We start from the raw sequence: 12,388 nt of genomic DNA on the forward strand, positions 1-12,388 counted from the left end.
CGCTGCACTGCGGCGGTCGGGTCTCGGCGCATCTTGCGGCGGAGTGCAAAGGGCACTACCCGTTCCGGATCGCCTTGCTCAGGAGCCCTGCATGAAGCTCAACCGGTGCCTCGCCCTTGTCACGACGCTGGTTTGTGCAATGGGGGCGACCGCGGCCTCGGCCGATCCGCAATACCGGATCGCCATCGGCAAGAGTGGCCACAGTGCGATCTACGTCCGCAATCCGGATCCGGTCGGCTATCGCAACTGCACCTTGAAGGTGCAGTTCATCACCGACTTCTTGACACCGCAGATGACCACCTACCGCTTCGGGCTGCCGCCCGCCTCCGGCGAGCGGCGCATCACCGATTTCAACTTGCGGCACTACAACACGCGGGTCGAGCCGGACGTCGACCTGGCGTGCAGCAACTGCGACAGCCAGCTGGAGGCTGCGGTTCGCAGGGACTGTCCGGTCGTCGCCTACCAGCCGCGCCATCGCGTCTACAAGTAGCGCCGGTCGGCGCCGGGACGGGCGTGCCTCCGATGTCGGCCTGCCGCCGACGCGTTCTCCGTCGGAAGGGGAACATCGATGGCTGGGCGGATCCGTGATCGCGCGGTGCGGCTGCGGCCGCACCGCGACGTCAGCCCAGGCTGCTGACGTATTTGACCTGCTGGAAGGCCTCGAGCCCTTCGATGCCGCCTTCCCGGCCCATGCCGCTGTCGCGCACGCCGCCGAAGGGGGTCTCGGGCAAGGAGGCCTGCCAGTGGTTGAGGACGACGTTGCCGGCGTCGATCCCCGCCGCCGCGCGCTCGGCCAGGCGGCTGTCGTGGGTCATGGCATAGGCGGCAAGGCCCACCGGAAGGCGGTTGGCCAAGGCGAGCGCCTCGTCGACATCGTCGAATGGCTTGAGCAGGGCGAGCGGGCCGAAGGGCTCCTCGTTGGCGGCCAGGCAATCGTCGGGTGCGTCGCGCAGCACGGTCGGTGCATAGAAGAAGCCGTGGTTGCCGCGCCGCTTGCCGCCGGCTGCGATGGTAACGCCGCGCGCCCGCGCGTCGGCGACCAGCCGGTCCATGGCGTCGATCCGGCGGCTCGTGGCGAGCGGCCCCATGCGCGTCGCCGGGTCGAAGCCGTCGCCGACGGTGATTGACGCCGCGGCGGCCGCGAACGCATCGGCAAAGCGATCGTAGATCGAGCGGTGCACGTAAAAGCGCGTCGGCGACGTGCAGATTTGGCCGGCATTGCGGAACTTGGCCGCCGCCGCCGCCCGGGCCGTCGCCTCGGCGTCCACGTCGCCGAAGACGAGCACCGGCGCATGGCCGCCGAGCTCCATGGTCATCGGCTTGAGGCCGAGCGCAGCCTGGGCGGCGAGCTGCCGGCCGACCGCGGTCGAGCCGGTGAAGGTGACGCCGCGGATGATGGGAGAGGCGAGCAGCGTCTCGGAAATGAAGGCGGGATTGCCGAAGACGACGCTCAGGACGCCGGGTGGCAGGCCCGCCTCGTGGAGGATGCGGGCCATGGCGAGCGCCGTTGCCGGCGTCTCCTCGGCCGGCTTGATGATCACCGAGCAGCCGGCCGCCAAGGCGCTGGAGATCTTGCGCGCCGGTGTGATCGCCGGGGCGTTCCAGGGCGCGAAGGCGGCGATGGGCCCGAGGGGCTCGCGCAGCGCCAGCTGCCGGATGCCGCTCTGCCGCGCCGGGATGACGCGGCCGTAGGCGCGCCGGCCCTCCTCGGCGTTCCACTCGAACAGGCCGGCGGCGGTCTCGACCTCCACGCGCGCCTCCCCGAGCGGCTTGCCGAGCTCCAGCGTGATCAGGGTGGCGATGGCCTCCGCCTGCTCCCGCATCAGGTCCGCGGCCCGACGCAACACGCGCCCGCGCTCCAGCGGGGAGGTTCCCCGCCAGAGGCGGAAGCCGTCGGCACCCGCCGCCATCGCGGCGGCGAGGTCGTCCGCTGTGGCGTGCGGCAGCGCGCCGAGGACGGCCTCGGTCGCCGGGTTCAGCACCGGCGTCGTCGCTCGACCGCCGGCGGCGACGAAACGGCCGGCGATGAACAGCGCCAGGGCGGGATAGGCGGCGGCGGGCAATGGCGTGGCTCTCATGGGAGGTCCTGCCGCGTCACGCGGCGCGCGTGCCGGCCTCGATGCGCTCGAGGACGGGCTTGAGATAGCCGAGGAAGGCGGCCGGGTCCTCGCTCATGGGAAAGTGGCCGAGGCCCTTCATGATGGTGGCGTCGGCACCCTTGATGCGGGTCACGAGATCGAGCGTGTCGGCCGGCGTGCAGGAATAGTCGTATTCGCCGGTCAAGAGGTAGAGCGGGCAGCGGCTGGTATCGATGGCGCCGACCCGGCCGCGGATGTCGCCGTCGATCTTGTAGAAGTGCAGATCGCCTTTGAAGATGCCGGGGCCGCCCTGCATGTAGTGCCACAGGGTCTCCCAGCGCTCCGCCTCGGGCGACGCCGGTCCCATGAGCCCGGAGACGATGGAGGCGCAGACCTCGCCGCCGTGCACGTCCGGCCGGTGCGCCCAGGTAATATCGTAATAGGGGTCGACGTGGGCGCCGGATTGGAGGCCGATGATGGCGCGGAAGCGCTCGGGGTGGTCGAGAGCGAGGTTGAGCACCACGCGACCGCCGATCGAGCAGCCCATGACCACCGGCCGGTCCAGCGCGAGCGCGTCGGCCACGGTGAGGATCATCTCGACGTAGGCCTTGGTGGTCAGCTGGTACTCCTCCTCGTGCCAGCCGGCCGGCGGCGACGACTTGCCGTGCCAGGGCATGTCGAAGGAGATCACCCGGAAGCGCTGGAGGATGTCGTCGCTGGTCATCAGGCCGCGGTATTGGCGCCCGTCCGAGCCTGCCGTGTGCAGGCAGAGGAGGGGGATGCCCTGGCCGGCCTCCTCCACATAGATGCGGTGCGGCCGGCCGAAGAGGTCGAGGTTGAGATAGCGGCCGACGATCGGATCGAAGTGCGGGATCATGGCTTGTTGCAAAGTCATGGCTTGGCCTCCAGCGGCCGGAGGGAGGCGAAGGCCTCCTTGATGTAGCGCAGGTTGGCCATCAGCGGCTGGAGATCGCCCTCGATGCGCAGCAGCCGCTGCTTCAGCAGCCCGAACAGGTCCTGGTAGCCGGGCGGCGGCACCGGCTGGAAGAATTGCTCCCAGGCCTCCTTCGGCGCGCGGAGCGCGAAGCTCCAGCTCGGCATGACGAAAGGCCCGCTCGTCACCGCCGCGATGCGCCCCTGCACGACGTCGACCAGGTAGGCCTCGGGCCCCAACTCGACCAGGAAGCGGGTGGTCAGGTAGCGCCCCCGATGCACCAGGCTCGCCTTGCCGTTCACCGTCTCGACCAATCTGTCGATCATCGGTCTCCCTCCTCGTCGCCCCGGGTGGTGGTGTTGTCCTTGAGCCGAACGACCGCGTCGACGGCCTCCACGCCTTGTCCGACCGGGCCGATCAGCAGCGGATTGACCTCGGCCTCATAGATGCCGGGATCGGCCAGGCCGGCCAGGTGCGACATGGCGACCAGCACCTGCGCCAGCGCCTCCATGTCGCCGGCCGGCCGGCCGCGATACCCCTCCAGCGCCCGCAGGCCCTTCACCTCGGCAATCATCGCCCACGCCGTCTCGGTGTCGATGGGAGCGGCGCGCAGCGACCGGTCGCGGTAGAGCTCCGTCAGCACGCCGCCGGCCGCCAGCATGATGAGCGGGCCGACCTGCGGATCGACCCGGTAGCCGACCAGCGCTTCGCCGAGGGCCGCGCGCATGGGCTGCACCAACACCCGCTCGGCGCTCACGCCGTGGCGCGCCGCCGCGGCGGCGATATCGCGGATGGCGCGATCCAGCTCCTCCCGTCCGGTGATGGCGAGGACGACACCGCCGACGTCCGACTTGTGGGTCACGGCGTGCGACAGCAGCTTGGCGGCGACAGGGTAGGCGAACGGCAGCTCGGCCGGGACGGGCTCGCCGATGGTCAGCGCGACGGCGGGCGCATGGGGAACGCCCAGGCGGCCGAGCACGCCGTAGGCCTCGAGCTCGTCGAGGCTCGAGCCGGGGAGGGCCGGCGCCACGGCCGGCCGCGCGATCGCCGTGGGCGGGCGGCGCAGCAGCGCGGCACCGACCGCATCGGCGCAGCTCTCGGGGGTGCGGAAGGCCGGCACGCCGGCCTCCTCGAGCCGGCGAAGCGCTTCCGGCGCCTCCGGCACGATGAAGGCGGCGAGCGGCTTGGTGGCGCCGAGGCTGGCGGCGATCGGGGCGACAGCCAGGTCCGGCCGCGAACGCGCCGACGAGCCGACGACGGCAAGCACCAGGTCGAACTCCGGGGCGGCCAGCAGGGTGTCGAGCGCCGCCTTCATCACCGGCGGCCGGGTGCCGGCCAGCGTCAGGTCGACGATGCGGCCGTGCGCCGCCTCCACTCCTGCTGCGGCCAGGCGCCGAAACGTCTCCTCGCTCGGGGCCGCAACATCGATGCCGCGCAGGGCCAGCTGGTCGACGGCCATGGCGGCGCCGCCGCCCGTGGTGGTGACCACGCCCACGGTGGGCACGCGGCTTGCCGCGCGGCGCGGCTGCGTCCGCCGCAGCAGCGCCGGCGCCTCCAGCAGGCCCTCGAAGGTGTCGACGCGGGCGATGCCGAGGTCCGAGAGGAAGGCGTCGACGGCCGCGTCCTCGCCGGCGAGCGCGCCGGTATGGGACACGGCGAGCTCCGCCGCCGCGGCCGAGCGCCCGAGCTTGTAGGCCACGATCGGTTTGCCGCGCCGCGCCGCCTCCAGCGCGAAGGCGCGCAGGTCGTCGGCGCGGCGGATGCCCTCGAGGAACAGCAGGTAGGCGTCGATGCCGGGGTCGTCGAGTGTCGCCGTGCAGATCTCGCCGATGCCGAGGTCGACCTCGCCGCCCACCGACACCAGGCCGGCAAAGCCGATGCCGCGGGCCTTGCCGCGCGACACCAGGGCGCCGATGAGGCTGCCGCTCTGGGAGGCGACGAAGGTGCCGCCTGCCGGCAGGCCCGGCTCGGCGAAAGCCGCATTGGCGGTTAGCACCAGGCGGGCGCGCCCGTTGACGACGCCGAGGCTCGACGGCCCCAGGATGCGCAGGCCGGTCTCGGCGGCGATCCGCGCCAGGCTGGCCTGCCGGGCCTGCCCCTCCGCACCGGCGTCGGAAAAGCCGGCGGCGAGCACGGTGGCGACCTTGACGCCGGCCGCCGCGCACTCGGCTACGGCGGCGACCGCCGCATCGGTCGGCGTCAGGATGAAGGCATGCTCGGGCGCCTCCGGCAGATCGGCCAGCGATCGCCAGGCGCGCTCGCCCTGCACGCTGTCACGCCGGGCGTTCACGGGAAAGATCGTTCCCTCGTAGCCGGCCGCGCGGAGGAATTGCAGCGGCCGGCCGGCCGTCTTGGCCGCTTCGTCCGAGGCGCCGACGAGGGCGATGCTGCGCGGTGCCAGCAGCGCATCGATGAAGCGACGGCCGCCGGCCTCTGTTCCGACGATGTTAGCCGACCTTTGCGGCATGGGGCGCTCTCTGCTCGAATCGACGATCGAAGATATGCTCCGCGACGCGGTTCTTGAGGATCTCGGTCGAGCCGCCGGCGATCATCCAGCCGCGCGTGCGCCGCATGCAGTATTCGGCCAGGGCCTCGGTGCTGTAGCCCATGCCGCCCATCACCTGCACCGCCTCGTTGGCGGCGTCGAAGCCGGCCTGGTTGCAGGCGAGCTTGGCCATGGTGGTGTCGATCGCCGTGGGCAACTCCCCGGGCGGTGCCGACGCCGCGCGGTAGAGCAGCATCTGCGCTGCCTCCAGCTTCAGATACGCGTCTGCGAATTTCCATTGCAGCCCCTGGAACTCGCACAGCGGCCGGCCGAACTGCTGCCGCTCGAGAGCGTGCCGGCGGGCCAGCTCGAAGGCGTAGCGGCCGACGGCCAGGGCGCGAGAGGCATTGCCGATGCGCTCGACGTTGAAGCCGGCGATCTGCTTCTTGAAGCCGCCGGGCCCGAGCAGGACGTTTTCGGCGGGGATGCGACAATCCTCGAAATAGAGCTGCGACCATTCCTCGCCGCTCATGAACGCCGATGGCCGGCCCACCGTGAAGCCGGGCGTGTCGCGCTCCACCAGCACCGAGCCGATGCCGCCGACCCCCGGGCCGAAGCGCACATAGATCAGGAACAGCGTGGCGTCCGGGCTATGCGTCGAGAACACCTTGGTGCCGTTGATGACGTAGCCGGCGCCGTCCTGGCGCGCGCTCGTCTTGAGGTCGGTCGCGGCCGATCCGGCCTCGGGCTCGCTCATGCCGAGGCTGATGACCTTTCGGCCGGCGAGGAGATCGGGCAGGAAGCGCTGCTTCTGCTCGGGGCTCGCGTATTCGGCGAAGGTGCGGATCGGGCCGAAGTTGCCCGCCTGCACCACGTCGGCGCTGCGGGGACAGACCGACGCCACCTGCTCGATGGCGATGACGGCATCCATCAGCGTGCCGCCCTGGCCACCGTCCGCCGCCGGCATGGTGATGCCGAGCAGGCCCTGGGCCCCGAACAGCGCGGCCACGTCGAAGGGGAAGCGGGGATTATGGGCCCGTTCGCGGGCGGCCGCGGCCAGATTGTCGTCCGCCAGCCGCCGCACGGAGGAGGCGAACAGCCGCTGCTCCTCGTTGAGTGTGAAATCCATCGGCAGACCTGCTCCCGGGCTAAGCCCCTTGATGTCGTTGCATGATTTGCCTGGACGGTTTGCTGCGCAACCGACCAGATGTTAGCTTTGCATGAGTATTTGTGGGGTCGCACTGCTCATGGCTATGAGCATATGTCGGCCCAAGCGGCCGGCCGGGCCGCGCAGTCGGAAATGGCCAGGCCCATGTCCAGGCGGATGCCGCCGCTCAACCCCCTGCACGTGTTCGAAGTCGCCGCGCGGCTGGGCGGCTTTACGCGCGCGGCCGAGGAGCTGAACGTCACCCAGTCTGCCGTGAGCCGGCAGGTGGCGGTGCTGGAGAGCTATTTTGGCCAGCGCCTGTTCCAGCGCGACCGCAGCGGTGCCAGCCTCACCGAGGCGGGGCGTGCCCTGGCGGTGGAGATCGCCGAACCCTTCGCCAGGCTCGCTGCCGCGGGCGGCCGCTTCGCCGAGCGCGAGAAGACCGATCCGGTGCGCCTGCGCGCCTACACCACCTTCGCCACCCGCTGGCTCATTCCGCGCCTGCCGGCTTTCCGCCTGCTCAACCCCGGCGTCTCCATTTTCGTCAGCAACACGGTGAAGCCCGTCGACTTCGAGCGGGAGAACGTGGATCTGGCGATCCAGCTCGGCAGCGGCGATTGGCCGGGCCTTGCGGCGCACCTTCTCTTCGCCGACGAGATCGAGCCGATCTGCAGCCCGGCGCTGCTGCGCAAAGGGCCGCCGCTCGAGAGCATCGAGGACCTTTCGGGGCATACGCTGCTGCACTCCTACTACCGGCGGCGCGACTGGTCCGACTGGCTCACCGAGGCCGGTCATCCAGAGGTGGAGCATGGCCGCTCGCTCGTCTTCGAGAGCTCGACCCTGACCTATCAGGCCGCCGTCGAGGGGCTCGGCGTGGCGATCGGCCAGAACCGCCTGCTGGCCGACGAGTTCGCAGACCGGCGTCTCGTCCGTCCCTTTGCCCATCCGGTGACCCGCAACCTGGCCTACTACGTCGTCTGGCCAGCCGACCGGGAGCCGTCGCGCAAGATGCGGCTCCTGGTGTCGTGGCTGAAGCAGGAGGCGGACGGCGCCGGCGCGCCGCCGTCTGCGTAGGCATGCGCCTCCGCGCCGCGACCCGCCGCGTCACTGATCCTTGAGCGCGAGCGCGCAGCCGCCTTCGGCCAGAGGACGGAAGGCCTTGTCGCCGGGCACCGTCTCCAGGAGCTTGTAGAAGTCCCACGGATACTTCGACTCGTCCGGGCTCTTCACCTGCAGCAGGTACATGTCGCGAATGACCCGGCCGTCGGCCCGAATCCTGGCGTCGTGGGTGTAGAAGTCGTTGATGGGCAGCTTGCGCATTTCGGCGGTGACGGCGGCGGCATCGTCGCTCTTGGCCGCTTCGATCGCCTTGAGATAGTGGCTGACGGCGCCATAGACCGCGGCCTGCAGGCTGCCGGGGGCACGGCCGTCGAAGCGCGCCATGAAGCGCTTGCTCCAGGCGCGGGTCGCGTCGTTCATATCCCAGTAGAAGCTGTCCGCCAGGAGCAGGCCCTGGGCGCTGGCGAGGCCGAGCGCATTGATGTCGGGCAGGTTGACGAGAAGCGCCGCGATGCTCTGTCCGCCGCCGACGATGCCGAACTCGGCGGCCTGCTTTTGCGCGTTGATCATGTCCGCGCCGGCGTTGGCGAGACCGATCACCTGGGCGCCCGAGGCCTGTGCCTGCAGCAGGAAGGAGGAGAAGTCGGCGGTGCCGAGCGGCGCGCGGACGGAGCCGAGCACGGTGCCGCCGTTGGCCTTGACGACGCGGGCCGCCTGCTCTTCCAGGGCGTGGCCGAAGCTGTAGTCGGCGGTCAGGAAGAACCATTTGCCCAGCCCGCGACGCACGACGGCGCCGGCGACCACATTGCCGAGCGCATAGTTGTCGTAGGCCCAGTGCACGCCGTTGGGCGAGCAGGCCTTGCCGGTGAGGTCGGGCGTGCCGGGCCCGGTCGCCAGGAACACCTTGTTCTTCTCACGGGTGATCTGCTGCACCGACAATGCCACGGCGGACGACACCACCTCGGTGATCATGTCGACCTTGTCGACGTCGTACCATTTGCGGGCGATGGCGGAGCCGACGTCGGCCTTGTTCTGGTGGTCGGCGGAGACGACCTCGACCGGCACGCCGGCGACCTTGCCGCCGAAATCCTCGACGGCCATCTGCGCGGCCAGGATGGCGCCCTTGCCCACGTTGTCGGCATAGGGGCCCGACAGGTCCGTCAACACGCCGATGCGGACGGTGCCGTCGCCAATCTCGGCCCGCGCCGCCTGGGGGGCGGCCAACGCCCCGAACGCCAGCGCGATGCCAGCCGCAATCGTGGTGATGGTGTTGAACACGCGCATGTCTCCTCCCGCGATCGCGCCGGAGGCGTAGGTGCCCCGCGTCGGCGCGCTTGTGGACGGGAAGCTGGCGCGCGGCTCCCGGGCCGGCAAGTTCCGAATCCTCGGTGCGCCCCGACCTTTTCTCATGGCGGGCTAGCGACGGCTTTGGGCTTTCAAATCGATGGATGGTTGGTCAAGCCCTACCATGACGTTGAGAATAAAAGGCCTTCCGTCTTCGCCCCGTCATGGTCGGCCTTGACCCGACCATCCATCCGCTCTGAGGGTCAGCTTCACTGGGTCGACCACTCGTATGGAGAATGTCATGAGACGGCTGTCTGCCGCGGCCCTTGGCCTAGGTGCGGCGCTGGTTGCGTCCACGGCCTCGGGGCAATCCCCCTTGGACAAACACGTCTCCGACGGAGCGGTCAAAGCGGCGCTGAACCTCGCCCTGACGAACATCTCCAGGGCGAAGTGCGAGGATCTCAAGCCATGCGCCGCCCCAACGGCCGATGAGAAGGCGCACCCGCCCATTTCCATCGCCGAGGCGCGGGCCGCCATGAAGGCGGGAATCGTATCCGGCATCGCCGAGCATTGTGGACTGGACTGGCACCGGCGCACGTTCGTTCCGATGATGGTCTATCACCGCAAGGCGGTTCAGATGAATGAGCGGCAAATGGCCCTGATGGGGTTGCTGCACGGCATGCAGCAGGCGAGGGTCTCACGCGCGCTCGGAGCCTCCGGGACTTGCTCGGCCGATATGAAGGCCAAGGTCAACGCTGGTTTGCCCGCACCCGAGTAAGCCGCGCTGATCGTCGGCGCGGCCCGCGCGGGCAGGCGTCGGGGGAAAGCCGCTCCCGAGGCCTGCTTCGCTGCTGGATCGCTCCCTTGGCGTGGAGCGTTTCACTTGCTTGGGCCATTCCCTCAAACGCAGAGCGCTCTAACCCATCCGAGGGCGTTCGTGATCGCCTTCGCCGATGGCGCGCCAGATTTGGCCTGCGTTGTGGATCAGCCAGTCGCGGACCATCAGCTCGACGGCTTCGGCCCGAGAGACCGCCACGGACTGTTGGTCGATGAACCGGTCCAGTGCTTCGATGAGCGCGGGCGAAAAATCGATCTCGATACGCATGCCATACCCCCAGGGCTGGGACGTATACCGCTACCGGGCCAGCCCTACGAGCGGCGCCGCTCGTCACGCGCGCGATCGTGAGCGATACGGGGAGGATCATCGCGCAGCTCAGGCCGCGGCGCCGGGGTGTCAGCTGCGCCGCCTCCGGGCTCGATCACGTGGACGCGCCGGACCTGAAATCGGCTCGGTAGCAAAGGCTTGGAGCTGGGCCATCAGCCTGGGACAAGGAACAGGGCCGTCGTGCCGATGCGATCGACCGGGACATGCCCCGGCGCGCGGCGTCTCACGCGGTTCTGCGCCGTGCCCGGGCGGTCAGGAGTTGGGACGCGTAGGCACGCGTAGTGAGGCCGAGCTTGGAGGCCCTGTCGTCGTCGTCCGTCGTCCACCACAGCATCTCGATCGCCGAGCGCAGGGGTCTGCCCTCCCAGGCAGCCGCACCATCACCTTCGTAGCTGCGCCGGACCTGCGCGAACCTGATATCGCGGAGATCGACCCCGCCGGCGAGCATCTCAAGGGTGCGCTGGCGGCCATCCTGCCACGCACAAGGGGCGATGACCGTCACGGGGCTCTCGCCGTGCGGCGGCGCGTCGGAATGTTGGATCAGCACCATCGCGCAGCGCTGCCTGGTGCTCGTCGTGAAGGGCCGCACATCGATCGGCCCGATCTGCTCGGTTGTATACGGCATCAGAACCCGTCGGCGTCCAATCCAGCGAACAATGGAGCGATCGCCAGTCGAAGAGCCCGGCCCTTCGCCTAGGCGGATCGTCGTCTCCACCCCGGGAGTATGCCGAAAATTTGGCCAAAGTTGTCCGCCTTCTTTGCCGCATCCCGTTCGGCCCCGCGGAGGGACCCGCGGCCTCACGCGGCATTGGCATCGCCGCGGGCTCCGCGATGTACGTTGCGGCGACTGCGGCAGGCGTGGGGGCCCTTCGCGCACGCTGTAGAGGCGCCAAGCGTTAGCCGTGCAGCCGTCGCATCATGCGCGGTGTGACGGGTGATCCATCAAGCGCGAAGTGCCCTGAAACTGTTACGTGCACGCGACAGGATCGATCGAGCTCGGTTCCGGGCGAGGTTCGCCATAGCCTCCGTCGGAAGCTCTCGTTACTGACGCGCCGATGATCTCGTTCGCCAGTATCGCTACTTCCGTCCGATTTTTTGTGCCTAGTTTTTTCATAATATTGCGAATATGAACTTTGACTGTGGCTGGGGAAATGTTCAATTCGATTGCAATTCCATTGTTGCTTTTTCCAGAAGCAAGTTTTGATATTATCAATAGCTCCTGGGGTGTGAGCGCTTTCTGCTCCGGCGCGTGAGCGGCGCGGGAAGATCTTGACTCGGCCGCCAGCGATATGTCCGGGCTCACGAAGGTCCCGCCAGCTGCGACGAACTCCAGCTCGATGGCGACATTGCTGACATCCGTGTGGTCGGAGATGTATCCGGACACGCCGATGGCAAGCGCTGCGGAGGCTGCTTCCCTGCTTTTCTCTCGCGTAATAGCTGCGATGCGTGGTGGGCCCTCGACCGATCGGATCAGCTTGATGCTGCGCGCCAGGTCATATGTATTGTAAGGTTGATCCAACAGAACGATCAGGGACGTCTGCTTCGACAATGCGCTTTTCAGCCAGGCCGAAAGGTTCGGGAAGCCAACGACTTCGCGCCCTTTCGCATCCAAGCATTTTACGATGCATTCACGTTGAAATGGGCGCTCCTCGAGGACGGCCCAAAAGGTCTTGGCCGAGGATCTTGCCGGGCCTCCACTCGACGCCATAGCACCGCCTTCCCTGCACGCCAGCTTCTATTTGCCCTGGCTATCCACCCGGAGTAACCGAGCCGCTGGCCGAGCCTAGCGAACTGAGCCTTGAGCGGATTAGATCGTCAACGACAAACAGTTTGCATACTGCGCGTCGCATGGTCGCTGCCGACGCTGTTCTTATTGCCAAGCACGACTTTCTCGCCGAAGCTACACATTTCGTTTGACTGGCGTATACCTAAAACGGATGTGGCGGACGGTTGAATTATCCAAAAGTGGTAGAACGGAGCCGTTCTGAGTGTCGGCTGGTAAGGCAAGGGGCTGCGGGAATTTCGATCGTGGAGACCAGTCTTCGCGAATCCATCCGGTCTCGGGTCAGTCCCCTTTGCGGGTCGGATTGATACCACTCTAGGTGATTAGAACGTCCTGCACGTAGTATCATACCGCCAACGGCTTATTGATAATAAACATATAGTCGTATCGAATTCTAATCCGCGCGACCTAAGTCGTATAATAATTTAGGTTGATGCACTGCACTATTTTTGA

General features: G+C 68.2%; 12 protein-coding genes. 3 read left to right on the forward strand and 9 right to left on the reverse strand.

Annotated elements, in window-relative coordinates; genetic code table 11:
• The first annotated feature begins 91 nt into the window (after positions 1–91).
• Positions 92–490 (forward strand): hypothetical protein, encoded by a 399-nt coding sequence (locus IEW34_RS06340; protein ID WP_188608306.1) that lies wholly within the window; start codon positions 92–94, stop codon positions 488–490.
• Between the two features lie 130 nt (positions 491–620).
• Here IEW34_RS06340 and IEW34_RS06345 read toward each other — a convergent pair whose 3' ends face one another.
• The 5 genes from IEW34_RS06345 to IEW34_RS06365 are packed head-to-tail and all read right to left on the reverse strand — an operon-like array spanning position 621 to position 6,626.
• Positions 621–2,078, reverse strand: a complete 1,458-nt coding sequence (locus tag IEW34_RS06345) for an NAD-dependent succinate-semialdehyde dehydrogenase (RefSeq protein WP_188608307.1) — start codon at positions 2,076–2,078, stop codon at positions 621–623.
• A 16-nt stretch (positions 2,079–2,094) separates the two neighbouring features.
• Positions 2,095–2,973 carry an alpha/beta fold hydrolase gene (locus IEW34_RS06350; protein WP_244641826.1) on the reverse strand — a complete coding sequence of 293 codons (879 nt, stop codon included), beginning with the start codon at positions 2,971–2,973 and terminating at the stop codon, positions 2,095–2,097.
• Positions 2,970–3,338: a hypothetical protein gene (locus IEW34_RS06355; RefSeq protein ID WP_188608308.1), complete on the reverse strand. Its 369-nt coding sequence runs from the start codon at positions 3,336–3,338 to the stop codon at positions 2,970–2,972. The genes IEW34_RS06350 and IEW34_RS06355 overlap by 4 nt, the downstream gene beginning before the upstream one ends.
• A complete protein-coding gene (locus IEW34_RS06360; RefSeq protein ID WP_188608309.1) occupies positions 3,335–5,479 on the reverse strand; it encodes an acetate--CoA ligase family protein in 2,145 nt (714 codons plus the stop codon). The genes IEW34_RS06355 and IEW34_RS06360 overlap by 4 nt, the downstream gene beginning before the upstream one ends.
• Positions 5,460–6,626: an acyl-CoA dehydrogenase family protein gene (locus IEW34_RS06365; protein ID WP_188608310.1), complete on the reverse strand. Its 1,167-nt coding sequence runs from the start codon at positions 6,624–6,626 to the stop codon at positions 5,460–5,462. Before IEW34_RS06365 ends, IEW34_RS06360 begins: the two co-directional genes overlap by 20 nt.
• A 183-nt stretch (positions 6,627–6,809) precedes the next feature.
• Here IEW34_RS06365 and IEW34_RS06370 point away from each other — a divergent pair, with 183 nt between their 5' ends.
• A complete protein-coding gene (locus IEW34_RS06370) occupies positions 6,810–7,718 on the forward strand; it encodes a LysR substrate-binding domain-containing protein (protein WP_188608311.1) in 909 nt (302 codons plus the stop codon).
• Positions 7,719–7,748: 30 nt separating this feature from the next.
• Here IEW34_RS06370 and IEW34_RS06375 read toward each other — a convergent pair whose 3' ends face one another.
• On the reverse strand, positions 7,749–8,987 hold the full coding sequence (locus IEW34_RS06375) for an ABC transporter substrate-binding protein (protein ID WP_188608312.1): 1,239 nt from the start codon (positions 8,985–8,987) through the stop codon (positions 7,749–7,751).
• A gap of 301 nt (positions 8,988–9,288) precedes the next feature.
• Between IEW34_RS06375 and IEW34_RS06380 the strand changes: the two genes are divergently transcribed.
• On the forward strand, positions 9,289–9,765 hold the full coding sequence (locus IEW34_RS06380; protein ID WP_188608313.1) for a hypothetical protein: 477 nt from the start codon (positions 9,289–9,291) through the stop codon (positions 9,763–9,765).
• Between the two features lie 138 nt (positions 9,766–9,903).
• Here IEW34_RS06380 and IEW34_RS06385 read toward each other — a convergent pair whose 3' ends face one another.
• The 3 genes from IEW34_RS06385 to IEW34_RS06395 all read right to left on the reverse strand — a co-directional run bounded on the left by IEW34_RS06385 (position 9,904) and on the right by IEW34_RS06395 (position 11,860).
• Positions 9,904–10,092 carry a hypothetical protein gene (locus IEW34_RS06385; RefSeq protein ID WP_188608314.1) on the reverse strand — a complete coding sequence of 63 codons (189 nt, stop codon included), beginning with the start codon at positions 10,090–10,092 and terminating at the stop codon, positions 9,904–9,906.
• 283 nt (positions 10,093–10,375) lie between these two features.
• Complete coding sequence (locus tag IEW34_RS06390; protein ID WP_188608315.1) at positions 10,376–10,777, reverse strand: hypothetical protein; 402 nt, start codon at positions 10,775–10,777, stop codon at positions 10,376–10,378.
• A 342-nt stretch (positions 10,778–11,119) separates the two neighbouring features.
• Entirely contained in the window at positions 11,120–11,860 is a 741-nt protein-coding gene (locus IEW34_RS06395) for a response regulator transcription factor (RefSeq protein WP_188608316.1), read from the reverse strand.
• Positions 11,861–12,388 lie beyond the last annotated feature (528 nt).

This window comes from Chelatococcus reniformis (assembly GCF_014640075.1).
GTDB lineage: Bacteria > Pseudomonadota > Alphaproteobacteria > Rhizobiales > Beijerinckiaceae > Camelimonas > Camelimonas reniformis.

Bases quoted from the DNA above. Each gene is read 5' to 3' on its own strand.
- IEW34_RS06340 (WP_188608306.1), top strand. From the start codon at position 92: ATGAAGCTCAACCGGTGCCTCGCCCTTGTCACGACGCTGGTTTGTGCA.
- IEW34_RS06345 (WP_188608307.1), bottom strand. From the start codon at position 2,078: ATGAGAGCCACGCCATTGCCCGCCGCCGCCTATCCCGCCCTGGCGCTG.
- IEW34_RS06350 (WP_244641826.1), bottom strand. From the start codon at position 2,973: ATGACTTTGCAACAAGCCATGATCCCGCACTTCGATCCGATCGTCGGC.
- IEW34_RS06355 (WP_188608308.1), bottom strand. From the start codon at position 3,338: ATGATCGACAGATTGGTCGAGACGGTGAACGGCAAGGCGAGCCTGGTG.
- IEW34_RS06360 (WP_188608309.1), bottom strand. From the start codon at position 5,479: ATGCCGCAAAGGTCGGCTAACATCGTCGGAACAGAGGCCGGCGGCCGT.
- IEW34_RS06365 (WP_188608310.1), bottom strand. From the start codon at position 6,626: ATGGATTTCACACTCAACGAGGAGCAGCGGCTGTTCGCCTCCTCCGTG.
- IEW34_RS06370 (WP_188608311.1), top strand. From the start codon at position 6,810: ATGTCCAGGCGGATGCCGCCGCTCAACCCCCTGCACGTGTTCGAAGTC.
- IEW34_RS06375 (WP_188608312.1), bottom strand. From the start codon at position 8,987: ATGCGCGTGTTCAACACCATCACCACGATTGCGGCTGGCATCGCGCTG.
- IEW34_RS06380 (WP_188608313.1), top strand. From the start codon at position 9,289: ATGAGACGGCTGTCTGCCGCGGCCCTTGGCCTAGGTGCGGCGCTGGTT.
- IEW34_RS06385 (WP_188608314.1), bottom strand. From the start codon at position 10,092: ATGCGTATCGAGATCGATTTTTCGCCCGCGCTCATCGAAGCACTGGAC.
- IEW34_RS06390 (WP_188608315.1), bottom strand. From the start codon at position 10,777: ATGCCGTATACAACCGAGCAGATCGGGCCGATCGATGTGCGGCCCTTC.
- IEW34_RS06395 (WP_188608316.1), bottom strand. From the start codon at position 11,860: ATGGCGTCGAGTGGAGGCCCGGCAAGATCCTCGGCCAAGACCTTTTGG.